Genomic DNA, 19,909 nt, shown 5'->3' with positions numbered 1-19,909 from the left:
ACGCCACTGTAAAAAACTGGGCAAAGCTGAGTACGAATATCGAAGGACGTCTCACTTCCAGGGCCAACAAGCTGAGGTCGACCAGGCGTGTCGAACCAGTTGAATATATGTTCAATCAGGGCAATGTCATCTCTATTCGAGCAATAGTCGATTATATTGAAGATAACAATATTTCGATTCAGAGCGCTCTTTTGTCCTTGGGGATCAATCTCTTAAAGGCAAACCGGCTCTGTCACAAAAAACACGTGGCTGAAACGATCGAGGCCTATAAGGAAATCGGTTTTGACGATTATTTGTCGAACATCCGCTTGCCGACGGATGAGTTTGATCTTTTGGGGCTTGTATACCAATTTTTATTGCCCGAAGGTCATAAAAATTTGATGGGATCCTATTACACGCCCAAAGCTGTCGTTGAGAACATGATAAACGATTTGTCCTTTTCTAAGGGTGAATGCTTCCTGGACCCGTGTTGCGGTAGCGGAATCTTTCTTCTGTCTGCCTCGGCGGTACACCCCACGCAGCTTTTCGGGTTTGATATCGATCCAATCGCCGTAATGATTGCAAAGATCAATCTGTTGATCAAGTATTGGTCGTTTGATTTTACCCCACAGGTCTATAACTTGGATTTTTCCGTCGAGCAGGATCTTCCTCTTCTCGGCGGAAAGTTCGACTATATTGCGACGAACCCTCCCTGGGGAGCGAAGAACCACACCTCAGATCAGGACTCTTTTTCTCGAATTTTTATCAAGGCGTTTTCTCTTCTCAAAAAGAGCGGGACCATCAAATTTTTATTTCCCGAATCGATCTTGAATGTAAAGAGCCACCGTTCCGTTCGACAGTTCATCCTCGAAAACGGTCTTGCGAAAGTATCTTTGTACGATGAATTCTTTTCCGGGGTAACCACCAAATATGTGGATATTGAGTGCTGTCCGAGTCATAAAACAGATAATTTCGTAGTCTGTAAGGGCGGCGACGAACAAGTGGTCCACTTACATACCGTCTACGAGACGGAAAATTATAACTTCAACTTTTTGAGTGAAAAAGATCTTGCCATCATCAAGACGGTGAAGGCGGTCGGCTGCTACTTCCTCAAGGACAGCGTTTGGGGACTGGGGATTGTCACGGGAGACAATAAGAAAAAGCTTTTCTCCGAACCTTCCGATGGTATGGAGAAAATTTATACCGGGAAAGAAATTCGACCGTATCGTTTAAATCCGGCTCAAAAATATATTTCTTATGATCGAGGCAACCTGCAACAAGTGGCAAGGGAGGAAATTTACCGTGCTCCTGAGAAGCTAGTTTATAAGTTCATCTCGAAGAAGCTTGTCTTTTCTTACGATGACAGTTCAAGCCTTTTTTTGAACAGTGCGAACATACTCATACCGGAAATACCTTCGATGAGCATAAAAACGGTGATGGCTTTCTTGAATTCGCCGCTATTCCAATTTATGTACATGAAGTTGTTCGGTGAAGTCAAGGTTTTGAAGGGAAATTTGCTTGAACTGCCTTTCCCGAAAATTTCGAGAGAAGACGACGAGCGCCTGCAACTGTTGGTGGACGAAGTTTTGCGAGGCGACGACTCTAAAAAGGTGGAGATTGAAGATATTGTTTTTTCAATCTACGACTTGAATGATGAGCAGATTCGATATATAAAGGATGTTGTTTATGGAAAAGTTAATTGAGGAGCTTGATTCTTTGATTCATCGTATGAATTCTAGCCCGAATAATTCATACAACCTTGACAAAGAAATTCTGGAAGATCTGCATTCGGTTTATCCGTTCAATAAGTTCGAGTTTATGATAAGTCATTTGCTCGGAACTCAAACAATCAGCATCGAACAGTATCTCGAAATTCGTAACAAATATCTGGAACGGAACAAATATCTGCATGTTTTTGAGATCACGGCTCCGCGAACGTTTGGTGAGGCGTGGGCTCAGAAGCACTTGAGTACGATCGTTCCGGAATTGAAAAGTCCGTCGAAGGAATACGATCCGAATTACAGCGGACAGTACGATTTCTGGTACCATGGTATACGAATTGAGGTGAAAGCATCGAGAGCCGTTAGGCGAAAGAGCGGAGGGTCGCTGATTTCGAAGGCGCTTTCGAGCGATTCCAGATATGGATTCAGCATGAATTTCCAGCAAATCAAACCGCAATGCTGCGATGTTTTCGTCTGGATTGCCGTTTGGAGGGACATTATTCGTTATTGGGTTCTTTCCAGTAAAGAGGTGTTGAAAAACAGATATTATTCCGCCAAGCAACATCGAGGGAACGAAGGCGAAGGCCAAATTTGGCTGAAGGAAACCAATATAGCAGAGTTCAAAACTTACGAGGTAGACGAAAAAGGAATTTTGTCGGCGATATTGAAAAAATCGGGAAAATTCGGCTAAAAGGAACGTTGATTTTCTGACGTAAACAGAAATTCTACTGGTTTAAATGGGGCTCGGAGAGGTTGTCGTAGAAAATGGTACCTCTCCTTTAATTTTATCCATCATCCGAGCGCGTTCGTTCCAAGTCCTTCAAACGCCCGAAGCAACCGGCGCGACCTCGACCGTTCGGAAGACACTCAAAAGATGCTCAAAAGAGCGCCGCCCCCGCCAACACCCGCTGAATGACGATCGTCCACAAAGGCAACGTCACCGCGGACGCCAGAATATGCGCGGTCGTCACACCCGCGACCGCGGGGGCGTTCCCGCCCATGGCGCTTGCCATTACATAACAGGACTGCGCGGTCGGAAGCGCCGCAAAGAGCAACACGACCGCCGCCCCCATGGGGGATAGCGGAAAGAAGAAAGCCATCGCGCTCGTGACGAGGAGCGCCGCGACGGGGGCGGCAACGAGTCGCTCGAACGTGGCGGCGGCAATCAACCGCGCGTACTTCCGAAGGGCTCCCGCCGTGAGCCCCGCTCCGATGCACAGCAGCCCGAGTGCAAGCGACGCGTCCCCGAGGTGCTTGAGCGTTTGTACGAGCGTTACGGGAAGCGGAAGCCCGAAACCCTTCCAGAGGAGGCCGCCCACCGTTGCAAGAATCAACGGGTTCGTGACGACGCCCTTCAGGGTCTTTCGAAGAAGCGTCCGACCGGTGAGGGTCGTGCGGGATTGTGCGCTTGCCTTCCCGTTCTCGCCGCCTGCGTTTCCGCTCTCGGCAGCTCCGTCAGCGCCTTCAACTCCTTCAGCTCCATTCGCCTTCGCCACCGCCCGTGCAATTTCGGCGGTCGCCAAGGCGTTGCTGATCGGCACCCATACCGCAATGAGGAGCGCAAGGAGCGCGAGCGCTTCGTCGCCGCCGATGCGGGCCGCCAACGCAAAGCCGATGTAGGAATTGAATCGAAACCCGCACTGAAAGACGGACGCGTGCGTTACGTCGTCGGCTCGAACGAGGTAGCGAATCCCCCAGGCGAACGCCGCCGCAAGGCTCATCGCGAGAACGCCCGCCGCAAGAAAAACCGCCGCGTCGCCGAGCGCGACGGTGCTGCCCGCTACCGAGAGGAAAAGCATCGCGGGAAGGAGCACGTAGAAAACGAGCTTCTCGGTGCGCATCCAAAAGGCCGAATCCGTGAAAAACCGGGCGCGCAACAAGACGCCGAGGAGGATCACCAAAAATCGGGAAGAACGAGAAGCAGGCCGGACATGGGAGGCTTGAGGCGGGAACCGAGCGAGCACCGTCGAAGAGTGACGAAGGGTGTCGAGGACGAACCGAAGAATTGTACTCCGTCCGAGAGGAGCACTTTTTCGGTGAACGAAGAGCGAAGGGCGACGGGCAGCGGGCGAAGTGCGGAAAGCGGGGCGTCGTCGATTCCCGACCGCCTCGCTCAACGGCCCGCGCTTGACACCTTCCGCGCATCGTTACCGAATTGCAAACCGCGTCAGCGGATCCGCCAAAAAGCGCGAGCCTTCCGCGATTTCGCTCGCGTCGCCTTCCTTCAGAACGCAGTACGTCTGATCGGCCGCGGCGCCCCGCTCGAAAAGCAGCACGAGCCGCTCGTCCTCGTCCCCGAGACCGGTGATGCCGACAACGGACCCGAACTTGAAGAGTTCGCGGCGCAGTTTGGCGTTCGCTTCGTTGCGGGCGGCTTCTTTCGACGTGAGAAGCGCAAAGCGACCGCCCGGCTCCAGCGCTCGCCCCGCGAGGTAGAGCGTGATGAGACCGAGGTCGTATTCGCGGTAGGCGGCCGGTACGTCGGCCGCAGCTGCCGTCTCGCTTCCTTCGGGAGAAACGGCCGCACCCGCGTCGATCCCGCCCGCAAGCGCCAGAAGTAGGAGCACGGTCGAGGGGCGCTTCGCGAGGAGATTGCGCTCGGCAAAGCGCGGAGGGGGCGTCGTCGCGCGCCCGCGCGTCGTGCGAAGGCGCTCGGCCTGAAGGAGCAAAACCCGATAAGGGTCGGTATCCCAACCGATGATCCTCCGCACGGGCGTTCGGGCGTAGAGGTGCCGTACGAGCCGGCCCCCTTCCATGAAGGGGTCGAAAAAGCGCGTTTTCGACGTGAGCGGGAGGCCGTCAAGCAGTACGTCAAGGAGCTTTTCATCCACGTCCGTGGGGAAGCGCCGCTCAGGGAAACCTTCCCCGGCGGAAAACGCATGCGCGAGCTCGCGCAAGAAGCGGGGGTCTTCGGGGAAGTTCGCGAAAAAGAGTTCGTCGACGGGCTTCATGACGGCCTCGAACTGCCGCACGCGGGCGGTCGCGAGGCCGTCGCGACGAAGGGCGTTGAGAGAGAGCGTAAAGAAGGCCGCTACGGGGTCGTGCCCCGCGCGGAGCACCTCGCTGCGAAGCGCCTCGGCTTCGCTCGCAAAGAGCGCGTGCTCGGGGTAGTCGGTCGGGAACGACGCGGGGGCGGTGGAGGGTGATGAGGTCGGGGAAGCTGAAGAAGCCGAAGCGGTGAGGTTCTCGGGTGACATGGGCATGGCTTGGTGTAGGAATCGATTGCCGACGGCGTGTCGGTTCTTCAGTCGATTCTACGGTTGAACCCGAAGGGGCATCGGGGGTCGAAGGTCGGGCCCGGGGGGAAAGGTCGGGGACGGGCCGCCCGTGTTCCTCCCTTTCTTTTCTCCTCTCTTTCCGCCTTTTTCTCGCATCCCTTTGTGCGTTTCCCGTGCGGTCCTCTTCGCGTCTTCCGCACCGTCCGCTTTTCAGACGTCTCGGGCAACTCGGACATGTCCGGCGTCGTCGGAGTTCGTCGGGCTTCATGTGAGTTTCGTGCGTCCCACCGAGCCGAAGCGGCGTGCGGCAGCTTCCGTGTCCAAGAGCCTAACAGCCCGCAGTCCCGGAGCCTTCGAAGCTCCGAGGTTTTCCGAAGAGCGGGCTTGACGCGCACGGCGTTCGCGGCTCGTAAAGTTCATCCTCGCCGTCGGGCGGCCCGCCGCCCGAGCGCTCCGTTCCCCGTCCTCGTTTCGAGCCTTGCGAAACCCGAGGCACCGGCGAATCCCGCGATTTTTCACGCATCAGCCGCCCCAACGGCGCAGACAAATCCCCATTTCGGGTCGGACACCGGCGGGGTACACTCTAAAAATTGCACTCTCCTTTTCGCGTCCGAGGGCTTCGTCATGTATTCACTTTCTTCGCTCCTTAAAGTTTTTGCCGACCAAGTCGACAAGGCCGAACTGCGCCGCCTGACAAAGCAGGCCCTCAAGTCGGGTATGACCTTGCAGAAGCTCGTCAAGGCATCGAACTTCTTCAAGGGCGAGGCGTTTTACAGGCAGTTCGAGCGCTGTATTCTTGAAGGCCGGCCTTTGGAGCGCGGGCTCTTGGGAAAACTTTCCCCGTACCCGGTGACGCCCGACGCGGCGGCCATGAGGCGCGCCTGCCCGGACATCGACCGGGCCTTTCCCGGGAACGGCAAACCCCCGCTCTTCGAGCCCTGGTGTCGGGCATTGACCGAAATGGCGAAAGAGAGCAAATTCTCGCCCGAGGCGTACCTGAGGTACGCGATGATCACGTCGCTCGAAGTCTATCGACGCGATCTGCTCCCGACGACGCCGTTGTCCGTTCGAGCGGACTTCTTCGAAGACGTTATGCTCGGGTTCTTGTGGTTCGCGAAGAACGCCCCCTTTTCAAAGGAGGCCGCGGAGAAACTCTTGGAGCGCCTCGGCGAAACGGACGACGAACGACTCGAGGACGCGTTCCGGACCCTGTGCGGCCTTGACGCAGCAATTCCCGACGAAGCCGGTGACGGCACCGACTCCGGCGCGCAATCCGAAGCGAAGGACGAAGCGAAGGACGAAGAGGCCGAACCGTCCGACGAGAAGGAGCCCGCCCGCTCGCCCGCAACCGTCGAGCCCGTCTCCGACCCCAGCGATTCCCGCCCCTCTCGCCTCTCTCGCCCCGTGACCTTGTCCGCCGTCGCCCGCAGGGTCGACCCCCGGAAGATCCGCACGAAGCGCAAAGAGCGCGAGTACGTTCTCGCCGCCGCACGGGAAGCGGCGAAGAAGCTCGGTCGGGAACTTGCCGCCAAGGCTGAAAAAACCGCAAAGGCTCCCGAGGTTTTCGAGCGCGAAAAGGCCGAGGCTTCCGAAGCCCGTGCTCCCGCGGCGACGACTGTCGAAGTCGAACCCGAACCGGAATCCGCTTCCGCCGTTACCCCGCACGCGGGGGCGATCGACGAGCCCGACGTCCCTGAAACGACCGATCGGACCGATCGCCCCGAGACGCCCGCAGCCGCTCCGGTCGCCGCCTCTTCTTCTGCTCCCTCTTCTTCTTCCTCGTCGCCCTCCGAACGCCCGGCGGACCTCTTCGCGCTTGACCCGAGCGCCGCGAACCGGACGGTGTTCGACCTTCCGTGCGCGCCCGAAAGCGGACACGGTGCATCCTCGGCGACAGACGGAGCGGGGTCGACCGCCGAGCCCGCCCTCTGCGAGCGTCTTCCGAAGCCCGCCTACGGCCGCGCGCGCGTTCTCGCGTACGTGCGTCGGGCGGGGACGTTTATGAACCTCTTCTTTACGCACCGGTTCGACGCGCTCGGGAATTACGTCAAGCACGACTTCACGAGCGAATTCCCGCGGCTCGGTGCCGCGAACCTGCGCACGCACAGGAAGGCCCGGCTCCAGGAGGGGGCGTTTTACGTCTGTGACCTCGAGTCGGACGACTCGTTCGTGAACCGCGACGCGGGGTCGGGCGCTCCGCGCAAGGACTTCGAGCGCGCGATCGACTACGACCGGCTCGCGGCCGAAGGGCGTCTGCACCCGCTCGAAGACGACGCGGGCTTTCTCGTCGTGCGCCCGCGGGTAGAAGATATCAACCTTGAAAAAGACATCCTCGTTCGCTTCCGACCCGAAGGCGCGGAAATGTCCGACTCGGACGGAGACGACGTCGCGGACGAGGGGCTCACGCACCTCCACGTCCGAAACGTCCCCGTTTTGCTCGCGGTCGGGAACCGCTACTACGGCCCCGTGAAATTGAAGGAGGACGGTCAGCAGCGGCCCTACGTCAATCTCGTCACGCGCGACGCGAACGCCCGACGGGGACTCGTGGCGGGGTTCCTGAGGGACGACCCCGCGATTCGCACCCTGCGCGTCGTGGAAGAGTGCGTGACCGCAAGCTGTCCCGTCGAAATCGCCTTTGCGGCGGGCGCAACGCCGAAGCTTTTCGACGTGTTGTCGGACGCGACCTTGGCGGAAAAGGTGCTTCCGTCGGTGCTCGCAGCGGGACCCGAGGTGTGGATGAATCGGGCGGCCGAGCTCTCGGGAGGCGACCCTCACGAGAGCCCGATCGCAGCGCTTCCGCCCGAAGCGCAAACCTACGTCACGACCGACCCCGCCATCGCGAAGACCCGCCTCATGCGAATCGCGCGTCTTTTGACCGTGCGCCGCATGGGCGCGGAGGCGGTCGAGGTCGTGGGACGGGCGATTGCGGAGTTGCTCGATAATTCGCTTGACGCAAAGAGCCCGGGCGGGCGCATCGTGGGGCGGATCGCCAACCGCATTGCAACGACCCCGGAACTCGCGAAGAAAATCGAAGGCTACGGTGAGCTCGCCCGTCGGATCGAGGACCTTAAAACCGAAATCGGGCGCTTGGAAACGAGCCTCAAGGCGACGGAATCGGTCGCGGAGCGCGAAGCCGAGCGCGTGCGGCGAGAGGCCGAAGAGCGCAACCGCACGCTTCTTGACGAAACCGAACGCCTCGAAGCAAAGCTCGCGGAAAAGACCCGGGTTTTGGGCAACATCGAAGCCTCCGCCGACCTCGTTGCGATGAGGAACGACTTGGAAGCGTCGCTTGCAACGCTCGCCGACGAAGAAAAGCGCCTTCGCACGGAAGCGAAGGCCGCGGAAGCGTACCTTGAGAACGCCCTGGAGCGCGCTCGGAATTTCGCGTTCGACGGGGTCTTCGCCGAAAAACTCTTGGAAGCGGCGGGGAGCCGCAAGAGAGCGCAAGAAACGCTCCGGATCGAAACGCGCGTTCGGGAAACGGCCGCACGGCCGCGCTTTGAAGCGGACCCCGTGACGCTCGCGCGCACGCTCGTTGCGGACGTGCAACGCCTGCGCGACTACGACCGCTTGACGATCCTGAACCTGTTCATCCTGCTCACCCAAAACTTCCTCACCGTTCTCTCGGGCCCTCCGGGGGCGGGGAAAACCTCGATCTCGGTGATCCTCGGGGACGTGTTGGGGTTGACGGAAAAGTCGGAACGGTCGGACGGTTCGTACAATTCGGACAGGTCGGATCGCACCGGCGGGAGCGATCACGCCGAAAGCATGGAAAAAGCGGAAAGCACGGAAAGCACGGAACGGTTCCTCCCCGTCTCGGTCGAGCGCGGTTGGACCTCGAAGCGCGACTTCCTCGGGTACTGGAATCCGCTCTCGAAAACGTTCGAGAGCCCCGACCCCCGACGCAGCGACGCGTTGGCGCTCCTTGACGCCGAAGCGCGCGCGGGTTTCGACGATCTTCCGTTCGTGATGCTTTTGGACGAAGCGAATCTCTCCCCCATGGAATACTACTGGGGCGACTTCATGCGCATTTGCGACGACCGAAGCCGCATGAACCGCATCGCCCTCGGGGGCGACGCGCTCTACGACGTTCCCGACACGTTGCGGTTCCTCGCGACCATCAATTCGGACTTCACGACGGAAAACCTCTCGCCCCGACTCCTCGACCGCGCGCCCGTGGTGACGCTCCCCGAAACGGAGCCCGACTTCGCGAACCTCGGCGACCGGGGTGCTTCGTACGACGACGGCGCAACCGACGAGGGCACCCATGGCTCCGACGATGCCCCGCGTCCGCCCGTCTCCTGGCGGGCGATGCGTGCCGCCTTCGGGCCGCGCGCGCATTTCGAAGGGGAAGCGGAAGCGCTGGCGCTTCTCGAAGATGTGGTTGCCGCCTTCCGTGCGACGGGAGGGGTGACGTCGGTGCGAACCCGTCGGGCGATGCGGGACTATGTCTCGAGCGCCGTCCCTGTCTTTTGCGAAGCGGATGCGGGTGGAAACGGCGCGACGACGGGGGGAGCATCCTCGAAACTCTCAAAGCTCTCGAAATTCCCGACGGCAACCCAAAAGACGATCCAAAAGGCTCGGGGAAAGAGCACCCTCAAAGCAGCTGAAGTGAAAGCCGTGAACGCCGTGACAGCCGCGAGCGCCTCTCAAAGTGCGTCTCAGGGAGCGTCCGCCCGCCTTTCCGTGACCGACGCCGTTCGCGCGGCGGTCGACTTTGCGGTCGCGGCGCGTTTGCTTCCCCGCATCGAAGGGAGCGGCGACGCGTACCGCGAGAAGCTCGAAACGTTCGGGGAAACGCTCGCGGTGCTCGGCCTCACGCGCAGCCGCTCGATTCTCGACGGGATCCTCGCGCGCGGGGAAAGTGCGCTCGGTTGGTACCGATTCTTCTGACGGGGATGGATGACGATGGATGAACTCGTCCTTCGGGATTTCGAAGCGGGAACCGTCATACGACTCGGGCTCGGGCTTCGGCTCGAACTCGGACTCGGGCTTCGGAGGGGCTCGGGCGGCACACCCTCGGGGATCGGTGCGGAAACGGTCGCCGACATCGAAACGTTCGTGCCCGCCGAGCGCGTCTGGCAGTTCGAAGTCGACGAGGAGGCGCTGAGGCGCGCGGACCGGGAGGCCTCAAAAGCGCTTCGCGATGCGCTTCGTGAAGCTATTGAAGCTCCTGATGCTCCTGAAGCTCGTTACGCCCCGGACGCCGGCGTCGCCCTGCACCTTCGCGGGGCGTCGCGCTCCATGACGTCCGGAGAGTCCGGAGAGTCCCGGCAGTCCTTCCGTTCCTCGCATTTTCCCCGTGCTTTCCGGTCCGTTCGCACGTACCCGCAAGCGGAACTTCGGATCAACGGTCAGGTCGTGCGCACGGCGATTGCCCGCGAAGAGCGCGAAGAGAACGATGCGAATGGAGCAAACGCGGCGACCGAACGGAACGCATCGAATGAGGTGAGCGCGGTGAGCGGGGTTGCGGCTGCCCGCGATGCGACGCAGGCGTCCTCTCCGGGCGCTGCTTCCGCTTCGTCTTCTGCTTCGTCTTCTGCTTCCTCCCCCGAGACCCCTCTCCCCGCGAAGCGTTTCGTCTGGGTCTTGACCCCCGTCGACCGTCTCGGCGCACCCGTTGCGGCGATGGCCTACGAGCTGGGGACGGCGGACGTGGAACTCGGTTACCGCTTGGGGAGCGGCCCGTGGGAGGAGGCGCAAGAAGCGTTGGAGCGGCTTGAGGACTTTCAGGAGCTTCAGGAGCTCGAAGGGGTCGAAAGCTTCCAAGGCTTCCAAAGCTTCAAAAAGCCCGCCGCCTTCGCTCCCTTCGACCCCTCCTCGGCCCCCGAAGCGGTCTTTCGCGCGGAGCCCGTTTTCCTTTGCGTTCCCGAGCGCGATTCGGGCTACGTCGTGAAGCTCTCCAACCTCGTTTTCGAGCGGGCGGGAAAGTGGTTCGTTCGTGCGGAAGTGAACGGGAAAGAGGGCAAAGACGGGCCGGACGGGGCTGACGGCAAGACCCCCGACGCCGAGCGCGATGCGAATTCCTCGAGCTCTTCGAGCTCGACCCTCAAGCGTCGCATTGCGATTCTCGAAAGGCTGCTTCGCACGTACGAGGAGTGCGCGCACTACCTGAGAGCGAACGCGCGCTTTCGGCTCGTGCCGCAGTCGAGGGTCGACGCGGTGGAGAAATTGCGGGCGGTGACCTCAGACACCGTTCGCTACGTCGCGGAACATCCCGACGAACTCGTCCCCTCGCCCAACGGAGCGGGCCTTCGGATCGGAGGACGCACGTACCTGCCGCGGCACGTTTTGGTGGAGTCGAGCGCGAAACGCTTCGACACCTACGAAAACCGCGCGATTCTCGGCGTGCTCGCGGCGCTCGGCGAGGAACTCCGTGCGGACGCGCGCGAGGCGGCGGAGCGCGCGGAGAAACTCCGCGTGCGCGAGCCCGATCGGCCGGGCTACGTCTCGACCGCTTCACCCCTTGCGAAAGACGCCGCCAAGCGGATCCTCGCCTATGCGGAGGCGCTCTTCGGGCTTGAACGCCGTACGTCGGTGCTCTTTCGCGACTACCGCACGATGCTTCCCGCGGAGCCGCTCCTCTTGACGCTCACGAACGGCAGGGACACCCTGAGACCTACGGAAGTCTTCCGGTCGATTCCCGCCTACCGGGCGCTCTTCGAAGCGATCTCGGGCGTGCAGCGCTCGGAAAAGCCCGTGCTTGAAAACGAGGCCGCACTCCTTACGGCGTGTGGGCGAAGCCGCGTGTTCGAACTCCACGCGCTCTTTCGCGTGCTCGAAGGGCTCTCCGCGGCGGGCTTCAAGTTGACGGATACGCGCAGTGCGGCGGAACCCGAACTCGAACGCGCGGGAAGAAGAGATTCCTCCGATCGACCGAATCGGTTCCTCTTCGAGAAAGCCGCGGGCGACTGTGTTGCCGAAGTGCTCGTTTGTTACGAACCCGTGGTGCGCTTGAGTGATTTGAGCGAGAGCGCGAGCGAAGGCTTGAGCGGGTTGAATGAGTTGAGCGAGGGCGCAGCCGAAGGGGGCGAAGCAGCCGAAGCAACCGAAGCAATCGAAGAGGCTTCGGGAACGCAACGACCCGAAGGAGCCGACAAAGGCGAAAAAGGCGAAGCGGTCGACCTTGACGAGCGGTTTGCCGTTCGTCTCGCGCGCACGAGCGTCTTGTCGCCCGCCGAGGGCGGAGGGCTCAAGGTCGTCACGCCCGAAGAGGCCTTCTTCACGCCCGACTTCGTCGTGCGGGTGTCGGTGCGGCGGGGCGCGACGGAGAAGCCAAGCACAATGGCGGAAAGCGCCGGGGCGACTGAAGAGCTCAAAGCGGTGAAAGAGGTCAAAGAGGTCAAAGCGGTCGCAAAGGCAGCAAAGGAAGAAAAAGAGGACGAAGGCGCTCTGGCGGTGCGCTCGCGGCAGCTTTTGAGGTCGTCCCCTTCATCCCCTTCGCGCTGGTTCGTGGCGGACGCGAAGTACTCGACCCGCACGAAAACGGTGCTCGAACGCACGATGGATACCGCCTACAAGTACCTTCTCGCAATGAGCCCGACGCGGCCCGGGGATACGCTCGAAGGCGTCTGGCTCTTTTATGCCTGGGAAGAAGCGCGAGGCGCTTTTGCGGGGAATTCCCTCCGGACGTACCTGCCCGCAGGGCTTCCCCGGGCGGGCGACGTGCACTACGAGTGTGCGGGGCTCGGGGAAGGGGAGTCCGACTTCGTGCGGGCGGTGATTGCGGCGTGCGAGGAGATGGCGCGGGAGACCGTATCTGATTCTGATTGATAACGCGCCGGGGTTCTCGAATTTGTGGAAGTTCCCGTAATGAATCGAGTTTTCAGGGGAGGCCTGTGCCGTTCTCGTGGAATTGGCTTTCGAGTCGCGCTACTGCAGACTGCGTCGTTCCCGGGCGGGCGGCAACATCGGGCTGCGCAAGACCTGCCGATGCACGAGCCGCAATGATCTTGTCGAGCTCGGCCAGTTCGGCGTTGGCCTCGTCCCATTCCTTGCGAAAGTTCGGATCTTCCAGCGATTCGTTCAACATGTCGCGCCAAGTCTTGGTCGCTTTCATAGCGATACCTCAGGAAACCTTCGTCTTCAGCCGGGGGAGGAATGAGATGCGGGTCGAAGCCGCGCATACCCGTATCCGTCGTTGTTGGAAAGCAGTTGGCAGTGGCGCCAACCGATGCCTTGAATGACTGAATGACGCCCCGGGGCGTCAGAATGTTGAAGCTCCCCGACGCACGGACGGGCACGCGTCCCTGGTAGGTTTGGGGTACCCACACAATCATGGAGCCCCTACGTTAGCACTTTTGTGCGGGCGGTGCGGGCGGTGCCGGCGGTGTGGGAGGAGACGGCGCGGGAAGCCTTCTGAAGGACGGACGAAGAGGGGCGAAGAGCGTCGAAGAGCGTCGAAGAGAGGCGCGATGCCTCGCGGCGGGAAGCCGTATGATGGCGGGAATTCCATTGCGTCATACGGAGGAAACTTCATGTTGACCGTTCGTCTTCCCGAAAACATCGAACGCCGCCTCGACCGCCTCGCACGGGCGACGGGCCGTACGAAGAGCTTCTTCGTGCGCGAGGCCCTTTTGCGGTATCTCGACGAGGTCGAAGATACGCACGAAGCCGAAGAGACCCTGGTGCGCGTGCGCGAAGGGAAGGAGCGGGTGTTTTCGTCGGAAGAGGTAGGGAAGTTGCTCGATGCGAACAAGCGCGGCCGGTGATCGGTCTTCGGCAAAGGTTCGGGCGAGGCTCCCGGCGAACCCGCCCGTCTCCGCGCGCAAAATTGAGACGCAAGGGAGCCGCTTCGGCGGTCGAAGGTCACGTGTCAGGGCGTCCGATGCATCCGCAGTCTTCGGGGCTTCCGATGAGGTTCTTCGTGCGGAAGCCCTTCCGCCCGGAAGGCCGAATGGTTCGATTCGGTCGATTCGGACGGAAGCGTTCTGCGCCGACACGATGCACGACAAATGTCGGGCGGGCGACGCACGATCGGGTAAGTGCCAAGGTTGCACATACGGCCTCCGACGGCCATCGGGCGATCGCGGGCACGCTCCGGGCGCGCCCTCAACGATCGGACCTTCCCAGCCTGCATACGGGTTCCTCCTCGGCGTAGGTTGTAGTGCTTGACCTTGTGATTGACTGTTCGAGCCCCCTCCAGGCGAACTATCAAGAAATTCTTGATAGTTGACTCTTCACTTGGCTCATAAGATCGATAGGTTGAATCCAAGTGCGGTTGTGTGTTCTACGCGGTGGTATCGAAGAGGTCTGCTATTAGTTCTGCGTGAGCCAAATGGTCTCATGGTCGCGATCAATACGGACTTCGATACCTCGCAGGTCGCCGCATTTTTCCCGGTCGCGGTGCGGACCGGCGTCGAAGAGGTCGATGAAGGCGATGTAGGCGATGTAGGTCATGAGGCACCGGCGGGCTCGATAGGTTCAAGGCCGCGTTCCCCGACCGCATCAAGCTGTGCGTGCGGTTCTCGGCCGAGAACCTGAAGCTCAAGAGCGACGTGCTCAACATCCCGCTCTTCCGGACCGGACGGACCAGCTGATCGGGCTTGCGCTGCGCTCAAGAAACAGCAGTCAGCGTGACGGCGGCACATTGCCGAGTGCGCCTTCGACGCAGAGCTTTCGGAAGTCGTTCGGGCGGCTTGGGCGACGCATGCCCTTGACCTCGGCGAGCGCGCAAAGCGACGATTCGCCGCTCGGACGCTTGTTGACCACCCAAAGCTCGTCGCGTCGGAACGTTTCCTGTGTGAGGAGGTTGACGTCGGACGTCGTGAAAACGAACTGTCGTCGGCTTTCCGGCGTGCCCGTCTTCAGAAAGTCGCATCGGATCCCTTCGAAGACCTGCGTTTGGAGGCTTCGGTCCGACGTGTCCGCGACGGCCGCCAAGCCGTCTGTTTCTTCGGCTTCAAGGAGGTGCGGGAGCAGATCGAGGAGCCGCACGGTACCTTCGGACTCGTCGCAAAGGTCGAACCGAACGGGTTCGCCGTTTCGGCCGATATGAAGGACGATCAGCTTTGTCGTGACGAGCTCGTCGTCCTCGATGCTGAGAACGGTATCCCCGATGCACACCGTGCCGTCCGCCGAGGGGGCTCGTAGGGGTGGGGAACGGGTGGACGGAAGGAAGCTCCCCGTCGGGGGCAAGCACGACCAACCCGGTCGTAACCAGATGGTCTTGCACGCACATCTTGTCGCAATTGATTCTCGTGTAATTTCGCGTCTCATCCTTGCGATAAACAAGTTCTACCCGACCAAATTTGGTCCCAAGAACGCTAGCATGCTAGCGTTCTTACCGTTCGTATAGTAACGTATATATTAACGTAAATACTGGCAATCATAGTATTTACAATGCTCGAGGATAACTCGAAAACACCAAAGAACTCTCCGAACCGTCTTGCGCTATTCGATGCCCTGTCGACGACGGCTCCAAAGCAAAAGGCCTAGTCCGGTGAACACGCCGCGAGTTGCCGACCTAGTGCTTCGGCAAGCCGAACGACGATCCCTCTTCTGCTGTTTCTGAACCTAGGTTGGTACACCGTCCGCAACGGACGGTGGCTCAGGGTTACGGAGCCCAACATCGAGCACGAACCGCCGGTTGGCACAAAAGGAATAGGCCCTAACCGGTTGCGACGGGAAGGGCGATGACACCTAGAAAAAGCTCGCTAATCCCAGCAAAAATTGTGGCGCAAGCAAAATCTGGGATCTCCTCGATGGGTTCCTGTTGCTGACCTGCGAGTCTCTTGCGAGGAGACCGGTTCACTTGCGCCGAAGCTGTTTCGGCTACGGGTGCGACCTTTGGCGATCTCTTTGAATCTTCACAACATGTTTTCCATTCAGTAAACATGTAGATTCACGTAGATCTTATCACGCCCGGTGATACAAGAAGCGCTAGCATGCTAGCGTTTTTGGGCAGCAAGGCAAACAAGCACATTGCAGTTTTATGCTTGTAAATCAAGTGAATAGGTTTTTGGGGACATTTTGAAACCGTCTCGAAAAGATCCTATTTTTTACACGAAAAACGATCGGACCGATCAGCAAAACCCGTGAGGAACCTTCGCCCAGCTTGGATGGGGAGCAGTCATACTCGCCAACTACGTCGGCCACGCTTTTCATGGTCGGCTCAAAACGAGCCGAAAACGTGCCGTCTCTTCCTCCCTTGCTTTTTAGAGTGTGCAGATTCAGATTTATGAGGTATCGCCATGCGTCCACTATTTCTTGCACTCTCGGTCCTTTGCTTAACAGGTGAAGGACACGTCGCCTGCGCCGGCTCTGTTGCCGAAGCAAGCGAAAATGCCCAAAAAGCCGCTCAATCCTCTTTCTACCGTCGGCACTCCGAAGGTTGGTACTGGTACAAAGACCCCGAGGAGGAACGGGAACCGGAGCAACCCGTTCAGCCGGTCGCTCCCCTGCTTCCAAAGTCCGAACCAGTCGAGGTCAAAGAGGAGAAGCCGCAACAACCTTCGCAGCCGGCTCCTTTTTCAGCGGCCTGGGTACGTGGGATGTTGCCTGTATATCGGGACATCGTTTGGGAAAATCCGACGCCGGAGAACGTTATGGCTTACGTCCTCCTTCTGCATTTCGCTGTTAATCGCAGCCAAAAGTTTGCGGAGATCGCCCAGCAAATCACGATCGAGAACCTCCTGCTCGACGAAACATGTCAACGGCCGACGGTCACATATGGCGTTCACAAGGTGGACCGTGAGGCCTACGACCACTTTATGGCAGTCGTGCAGAAAATTCGCAACAAGGCGGGACTTTTCTTTTTCTTCAAGTCGGGTTGCGGCTACTGCGAGTCTGAAGCGCCGCTCATCGGGAACTTTGAGAAGGACGGCTTCGACGTGTTTGCCATCAGCGTCGACGGCGGATCGCTCGAAAGCTATCAGTTCAGGAACGTAAAGCTCGATCAAGGCCAGGCCGAACAACTCGGCGTCACGGCCACGCCCGCGCTTTTCCTCGTGTCCGCCGACGGCGTTTTTGAAAACTTGGGTCAGGGCTGGATTTCCGAAGAGGACTTTCAGGAAGCAAAACCGATGCTCAACCCGGAAAAGCAGGGTGACCTCTCCGAAGATCTGCCGAAGCTTCTTCTGGCACAGTCGAATCCGATCTATGCCTTCGGCGATATCGAAAGCAATGAGATCGTTACGAGTTTGCCCGCGTCGGAAATTCAGCGCTTCATTGACGAAAACGGATTTATCGAACCGAAACGGCTTGTGTTGCTCTTCTGTGGAGCCAAAACATCCGGGCGGCTCGAACCCTCACTGCTCGAAGAGCAATTCAACAACTAACCCCATTCAATCATGAAGAAATTTTTCAAACTCACTACCGCATCCATTCTCGTCGCAACGGTTCTCACGCCGTCGTCGGTCGATGTCGAGTCGCTCAAAAATCAGCACGACAGTGTATTCAACTCCGTGGTCAATACGACGATGCCTGGTACAAACTCATCCCAATTTCAAGGTATTCCTGCAAGCGGTTCGGTACATGGTCGAAACAAAGTCAGTGATACGCCAATTGCTTTGTTGACTCCACTCCCGTGGAAGGATAGATGCGGCGACATCGACTTTTTAGACGGGAGCTTCGACTACATCAATACCGACCAATATGTCCGGTTGCTTCGATCGGTCACCTCGAACTCGTTCGGTTATGCGTTTCAGCTTGCTCTGAGTTCGACCTGCGGTGAGTGCATGGCGACCGCCGGCAAGCTTTCGGACACTATTCAGCAGCTCGACCGGTACGCAAACTCCTGTCAGCTCGAGCAGGGTATCGTCAACGACAGTTGGAACGCGATGGGGTACGCCAAGAACAACAAGGCGATGATCGACGCGCAGCGGGAGGTTGCCGACAGCAGCAAGATCCCAGAAGAAAAGAAGCCCTACGGCAACCTCGTCTGGCTGGAACTCAAGCGCAACAACACCGCCCAGTGGTATCAGATTGCCCTCGGCTCGGCCACGCAGGTCCATGAAATGCTCATGTCCCTCATCGGAACCATCATCGTTCAGAAGCCCGAGGATACGAAGAACTACGACGGGCAAAAGAGCGGCAGTGTTTCCAAGATCGATCGTCTTCCGCCGACGATGTCCATGCTCGATCTCGTCGAGACGACCTCGGCGAAGATGTATCGGTGCGACAACGACAGTTGCATGAAGCCGACGACGAAAAGCGAGGAAATTGACAACATTGCTCAGAAGTTCCTTGACCTGATGGTCCAGGGAAACAACTCGATCGTCCACAAGTATGCAACGAACTCGGGCACAATGACCGAACAGCAGAAGGCGTTCCTCTCGATCCTGCCGAACACGTTGGGTACGTTGCTTCGCACGATGTCCCTTCAGAGCGAGGCTGCGGCCAAGAAGTTGGCCGAGGACATTGCCTACGCGTCCGCAATCGACGTGACGTACACGCTCTGCGACGAAATGCTCCGGTCCGTCGAGGACAGCTTGAGTACGTCCGATATGGTCGAAGCCCAGGAGATGATCGACTCGCTGCGCGATACGCGCAACCAGCTCAGTCGAGACCTCAAAGCGCTCCATCAGGTCCGCCCCGTCTCGTACAGCTCGATCATCAGGGACTACCGCTATCTCAACGAGTTGATCCGCAAGCAGGCGTTCATGTTCCAAGCGCGACCGTGAGGAAGTGACTCCAATTAACCATGTTATGACTGGAGAAGATAAATAAGTAAAAAGGCGCCGTGAGGCGCCTTTTGCTTATCAAAAAGTATTGTAGAGGAAGATTGGTGTAAATAAAATATACAGATCTTAAAAAGATAGTTGATAGTTTGGTGACGGCTTTTCTTGTTTTTCGTCGATAATTCGCTTCTTGCGATATGCATCAGTTTTTTGGGTATTTTGTGTCTGTTGGGGACTAAGTGATCTAATAAACTTTCGGAAGTAAAATTGATGCGTTGAGAGGTTACTAAAAAATGTAACTACTCCATGAGTTGCGGTATTCCAATAGGTTCAAACGAAACTATGTTCTGGTGCGCAGAAATTTATGTCTCCATTGTCTTCTTTAATTCGGTATTGAGAAAAAATCTCTTTTTCGACAACCTCTATGGCGTGCTGTTGCGCTTACTTTGTTATCTCCAGTACCAGGAATCTCAAAAAAAATGGTAGCAAAGGTTCCCGGAGTCTAAATATCTTGAAGGTATACAGGATTTCACAATCCTTTTCATGAGGGCAGCCGATTGAGTGGCAGGCTGATGGAAGTATTGACGACCTGAGTTCGTCCTTCGGTTCGAAGCTTGCTGAACGGAAGTGTCGGTACGGCGTGTTTTCTCCACTCGCTCGTTGCGACCACGAACGAGGATCGGCGAGATCCGGAGGAGCACGATTTTCTGCGCGTCCGGCTGCGGATTCTTGCGGGATCCTGTCCAGAACGAATCCCAAAGGGCGTACCGCAGATGGCTATGAATTGCTCCGGTACCGTTAGCGACCGTAGGTCGGTATCCGTCGCCCCGGACATGTTCGTCTCGTCCGAGGTTTTTCACTTCTCGGCGCTTCCATGACGAGGTGCAACGACATCATCCCTTCGGATTGAGCCTCCCGTCGATGTGCTCGCCGCGCTCAAGCCCGTCCACGAGCGTCGCGCAAAACCCGTCGATCGCATCGCGCACGCGACGGTAATGCGCCCGTTGCTCGGTCTCGTCTTGTGAGTCCCCGCGCGACGGATCGTCGAACGGTGCATGAAGGATGCGGGCACGCAGCGTTGCGGGCAGCAGGGGACACAGATCTTCCGTCGCACAGAGCGTCACGATGAGGTCGAACCGCTCAAGCGGCAACTCGAAAACGTTGCGTGCCGGCCCGACCGCTTCAAGACCGATTTCGCGCAAGGCGTCCTGCGCACCGGGGTCGACTCCGCCTTCGGGATTCGAGCCCGCCGAAACGACCTCCCAGTCGGGGCGCCTTGCCCGCATCAATGCTTCGGCCATGCGGCTGCGACAGCGGTTGTGCGTGCAACAAAAAAGAATGCGTTTCATTTGAAAATCCAAAATCAAGCGTA

13 protein-coding genes are annotated in these 19,909 nt (G+C 58.7%); 7 read left to right on the top strand and 6 right to left on the bottom strand.

The window, feature by feature from the left end; translation table 11 throughout:
* Positions 1 to 107 precede the first annotated feature (107 nt).
* On the top strand, positions 108 to 1,682 hold the full coding sequence (locus S6FBBBH3_RS07475; protein ID WP_170143875.1) for a TaqI-like C-terminal specificity domain-containing protein: 1,575 nt from the start codon (positions 108 to 110) through the stop codon (positions 1,680 to 1,682).
* Positions 1,666 to 2,391 carry a hypothetical protein gene (locus S6FBBBH3_RS07470; RefSeq protein ID WP_120177151.1) on the top strand — a complete coding sequence of 242 codons (726 nt, stop codon included), beginning with the start codon at positions 1,666 to 1,668 and terminating at the stop codon, positions 2,389 to 2,391. Before S6FBBBH3_RS07475 ends, S6FBBBH3_RS07470 begins: the two co-directional genes overlap by 17 nt.
* Positions 2,392 to 2,578: 187 nt before the next feature.
* Here S6FBBBH3_RS07470 and S6FBBBH3_RS07465 read toward each other — a convergent pair whose 3' ends face one another.
* The gene (locus S6FBBBH3_RS07465; protein WP_232008759.1) at positions 2,579 to 3,541 is read right to left on the bottom strand and encodes an AEC family transporter; all 963 of its coding nucleotides are present in this window, start codon (positions 3,539 to 3,541) and stop codon (positions 2,579 to 2,581) included.
* Positions 3,542 to 3,847: 306 nt separating this feature from the next.
* Positions 3,848 to 4,903, bottom strand: coding sequence for a hypothetical protein (locus S6FBBBH3_RS07460; RefSeq protein ID WP_123957669.1), 1,056 nt, complete (start codon positions 4,901 to 4,903; stop codon positions 3,848 to 3,850).
* Between the two features lie 639 nt (positions 4,904 to 5,542).
* On the opposite strand from S6FBBBH3_RS07460, the gene S6FBBBH3_RS07455 reads away from it, so the two are divergent.
* Entirely contained in the window at positions 5,543 to 9,811 is a 4,269-nt protein-coding gene (locus tag S6FBBBH3_RS07455) for a coiled-coil domain-containing protein (protein WP_120177149.1), read from the top strand.
* A 15-nt stretch (positions 9,812 to 9,826) separates the two neighbouring features.
* Positions 9,827 to 12,691: a DUF2357 domain-containing protein gene (locus S6FBBBH3_RS07445; RefSeq protein ID WP_170143874.1), complete on the top strand. Its 2,865-nt coding sequence runs from the start codon at positions 9,827 to 9,829 to the stop codon at positions 12,689 to 12,691.
* A gap of 52 nt (positions 12,692 to 12,743) precedes the next feature.
* Here the strand turns inward: S6FBBBH3_RS07445 and S6FBBBH3_RS07440 are convergent, their stop codons facing one another.
* The gene (locus S6FBBBH3_RS07440; protein WP_120177147.1) at positions 12,744 to 12,977 is read right to left on the bottom strand and encodes a helix-turn-helix domain-containing protein; all 234 of its coding nucleotides are present in this window, start codon (positions 12,975 to 12,977) and stop codon (positions 12,744 to 12,746) included.
* A 418-nt stretch (positions 12,978 to 13,395) separates the two neighbouring features.
* Here S6FBBBH3_RS07440 and relB point away from each other — a divergent pair, with 418 nt between their 5' ends.
* Positions 13,396 to 13,629 carry a type II toxin-antitoxin system RelB family antitoxin gene (gene relB, locus S6FBBBH3_RS07430; RefSeq protein ID WP_120177146.1) on the top strand — a complete coding sequence of 78 codons (234 nt, stop codon included), beginning with the start codon at positions 13,396 to 13,398 and terminating at the stop codon, positions 13,627 to 13,629.
* A 547-nt stretch (positions 13,630 to 14,176) separates the two neighbouring features.
* Here the strand turns inward: relB and S6FBBBH3_RS11100 are convergent.
* Both S6FBBBH3_RS11100 and S6FBBBH3_RS10995 read right to left on the bottom strand, forming a co-directional pair.
* The gene (locus tag S6FBBBH3_RS11100) at positions 14,177 to 14,317 is read right to left on the bottom strand and encodes a hypothetical protein (protein WP_170143873.1); all 141 of its coding nucleotides are present in this window, start codon (positions 14,315 to 14,317) and stop codon (positions 14,177 to 14,179) included.
* Positions 14,318 to 14,488: 171 nt separating this feature from the next.
* On the bottom strand, positions 14,489 to 14,983 hold the full coding sequence (locus S6FBBBH3_RS10995; RefSeq protein ID WP_123957668.1) for an AAA family ATPase: 495 nt from the start codon (positions 14,981 to 14,983) through the stop codon (positions 14,489 to 14,491).
* A gap of 1,127 nt (positions 14,984 to 16,110) precedes the next feature.
* Between S6FBBBH3_RS10995 and traF the strand changes: the two genes are divergently transcribed.
* Both traF and S6FBBBH3_RS07410 read left to right on the top strand, forming a co-directional pair.
* Positions 16,111 to 17,196 carry a conjugal transfer protein TraF gene (gene traF, locus S6FBBBH3_RS07415; RefSeq protein WP_120177144.1) on the top strand — a complete coding sequence of 362 codons (1,086 nt, stop codon included), beginning with the start codon at positions 16,111 to 16,113 and terminating at the stop codon, positions 17,194 to 17,196.
* 12 nt (positions 17,197 to 17,208) lie between these two features.
* Positions 17,209 to 18,540, top strand: a complete 1,332-nt coding sequence (locus tag S6FBBBH3_RS07410; RefSeq protein ID WP_120177143.1) for a conjugal transfer protein TraH — start codon at positions 17,209 to 17,211, stop codon at positions 18,538 to 18,540.
* Positions 18,541 to 19,430: 890 nt separating this feature from the next.
* Here S6FBBBH3_RS07410 and S6FBBBH3_RS07405 read toward each other — a convergent pair.
* On the bottom strand, positions 19,431 to 19,886 hold the full coding sequence (locus tag S6FBBBH3_RS07405; protein WP_120177142.1) for an arsenate reductase ArsC: 456 nt from the start codon (positions 19,884 to 19,886) through the stop codon (positions 19,431 to 19,433).
* Positions 19,887 to 19,909 lie beyond the last annotated feature (23 nt).

The organism is Sutterella megalosphaeroides, assembly GCF_003609995.1.
Lineage (GTDB): Bacteria > Pseudomonadota > Gammaproteobacteria > Burkholderiales > Burkholderiaceae_F > Sutterella > Sutterella megalosphaeroides.
Note: the sequence above shows the minus strand (reverse complement) of the source record. Positions and strands in the feature narration are given on the sequence as shown.

Coding starts and splice junctions, on each gene's coding strand:
- S6FBBBH3_RS07460 (WP_123957669.1), bottom strand. CDS start 4,903: ATGCCCATGTCACCCGAGAACCTCACCGCTTCGGCTTCTTCAGCTTCC.
- S6FBBBH3_RS07405 (WP_120177142.1), bottom strand. CDS start 19,886: ATGAAACGCATTCTTTTTTGTTGCACGCACAACCGCTGTCGCAGCCGC.
- S6FBBBH3_RS07410 (WP_120177143.1), top strand. CDS start 17,209: ATGAAGAAATTTTTCAAACTCACTACCGCATCCATTCTCGTCGCAACG.
- traF (WP_120177144.1), top strand. CDS start 16,111: ATGCGTCCACTATTTCTTGCACTCTCGGTCCTTTGCTTAACAGGTGAA.
- S6FBBBH3_RS11100 (WP_170143873.1), bottom strand. CDS start 14,317: ATGACCTACATCGCCTACATCGCCTTCATCGACCTCTTCGACGCCGGT.
- S6FBBBH3_RS07440 (WP_120177147.1), bottom strand. CDS start 12,977: ATGAAAGCGACCAAGACTTGGCGCGACATGTTGAACGAATCGCTGGAA.
- S6FBBBH3_RS07455 (WP_120177149.1), top strand. CDS start 5,543: ATGTATTCACTTTCTTCGCTCCTTAAAGTTTTTGCCGACCAAGTCGAC.
- S6FBBBH3_RS07470 (WP_120177151.1), top strand. CDS start 1,666: ATGGAAAAGTTAATTGAGGAGCTTGATTCTTTGATTCATCGTATGAAT.
- S6FBBBH3_RS07445 (WP_170143874.1), top strand. CDS start 9,827: ATGGATGAACTCGTCCTTCGGGATTTCGAAGCGGGAACCGTCATACGA.
- relB (WP_120177146.1), top strand. CDS start 13,396: ATGTTGACCGTTCGTCTTCCCGAAAACATCGAACGCCGCCTCGACCGC.
- S6FBBBH3_RS07465 (WP_232008759.1), bottom strand. CDS start 3,541: ATGCGCACCGAGAAGCTCGTTTTCTACGTGCTCCTTCCCGCGATGCTT.
- S6FBBBH3_RS07475 (WP_170143875.1), top strand. CDS start 108: ATGTTCAATCAGGGCAATGTCATCTCTATTCGAGCAATAGTCGATTAT.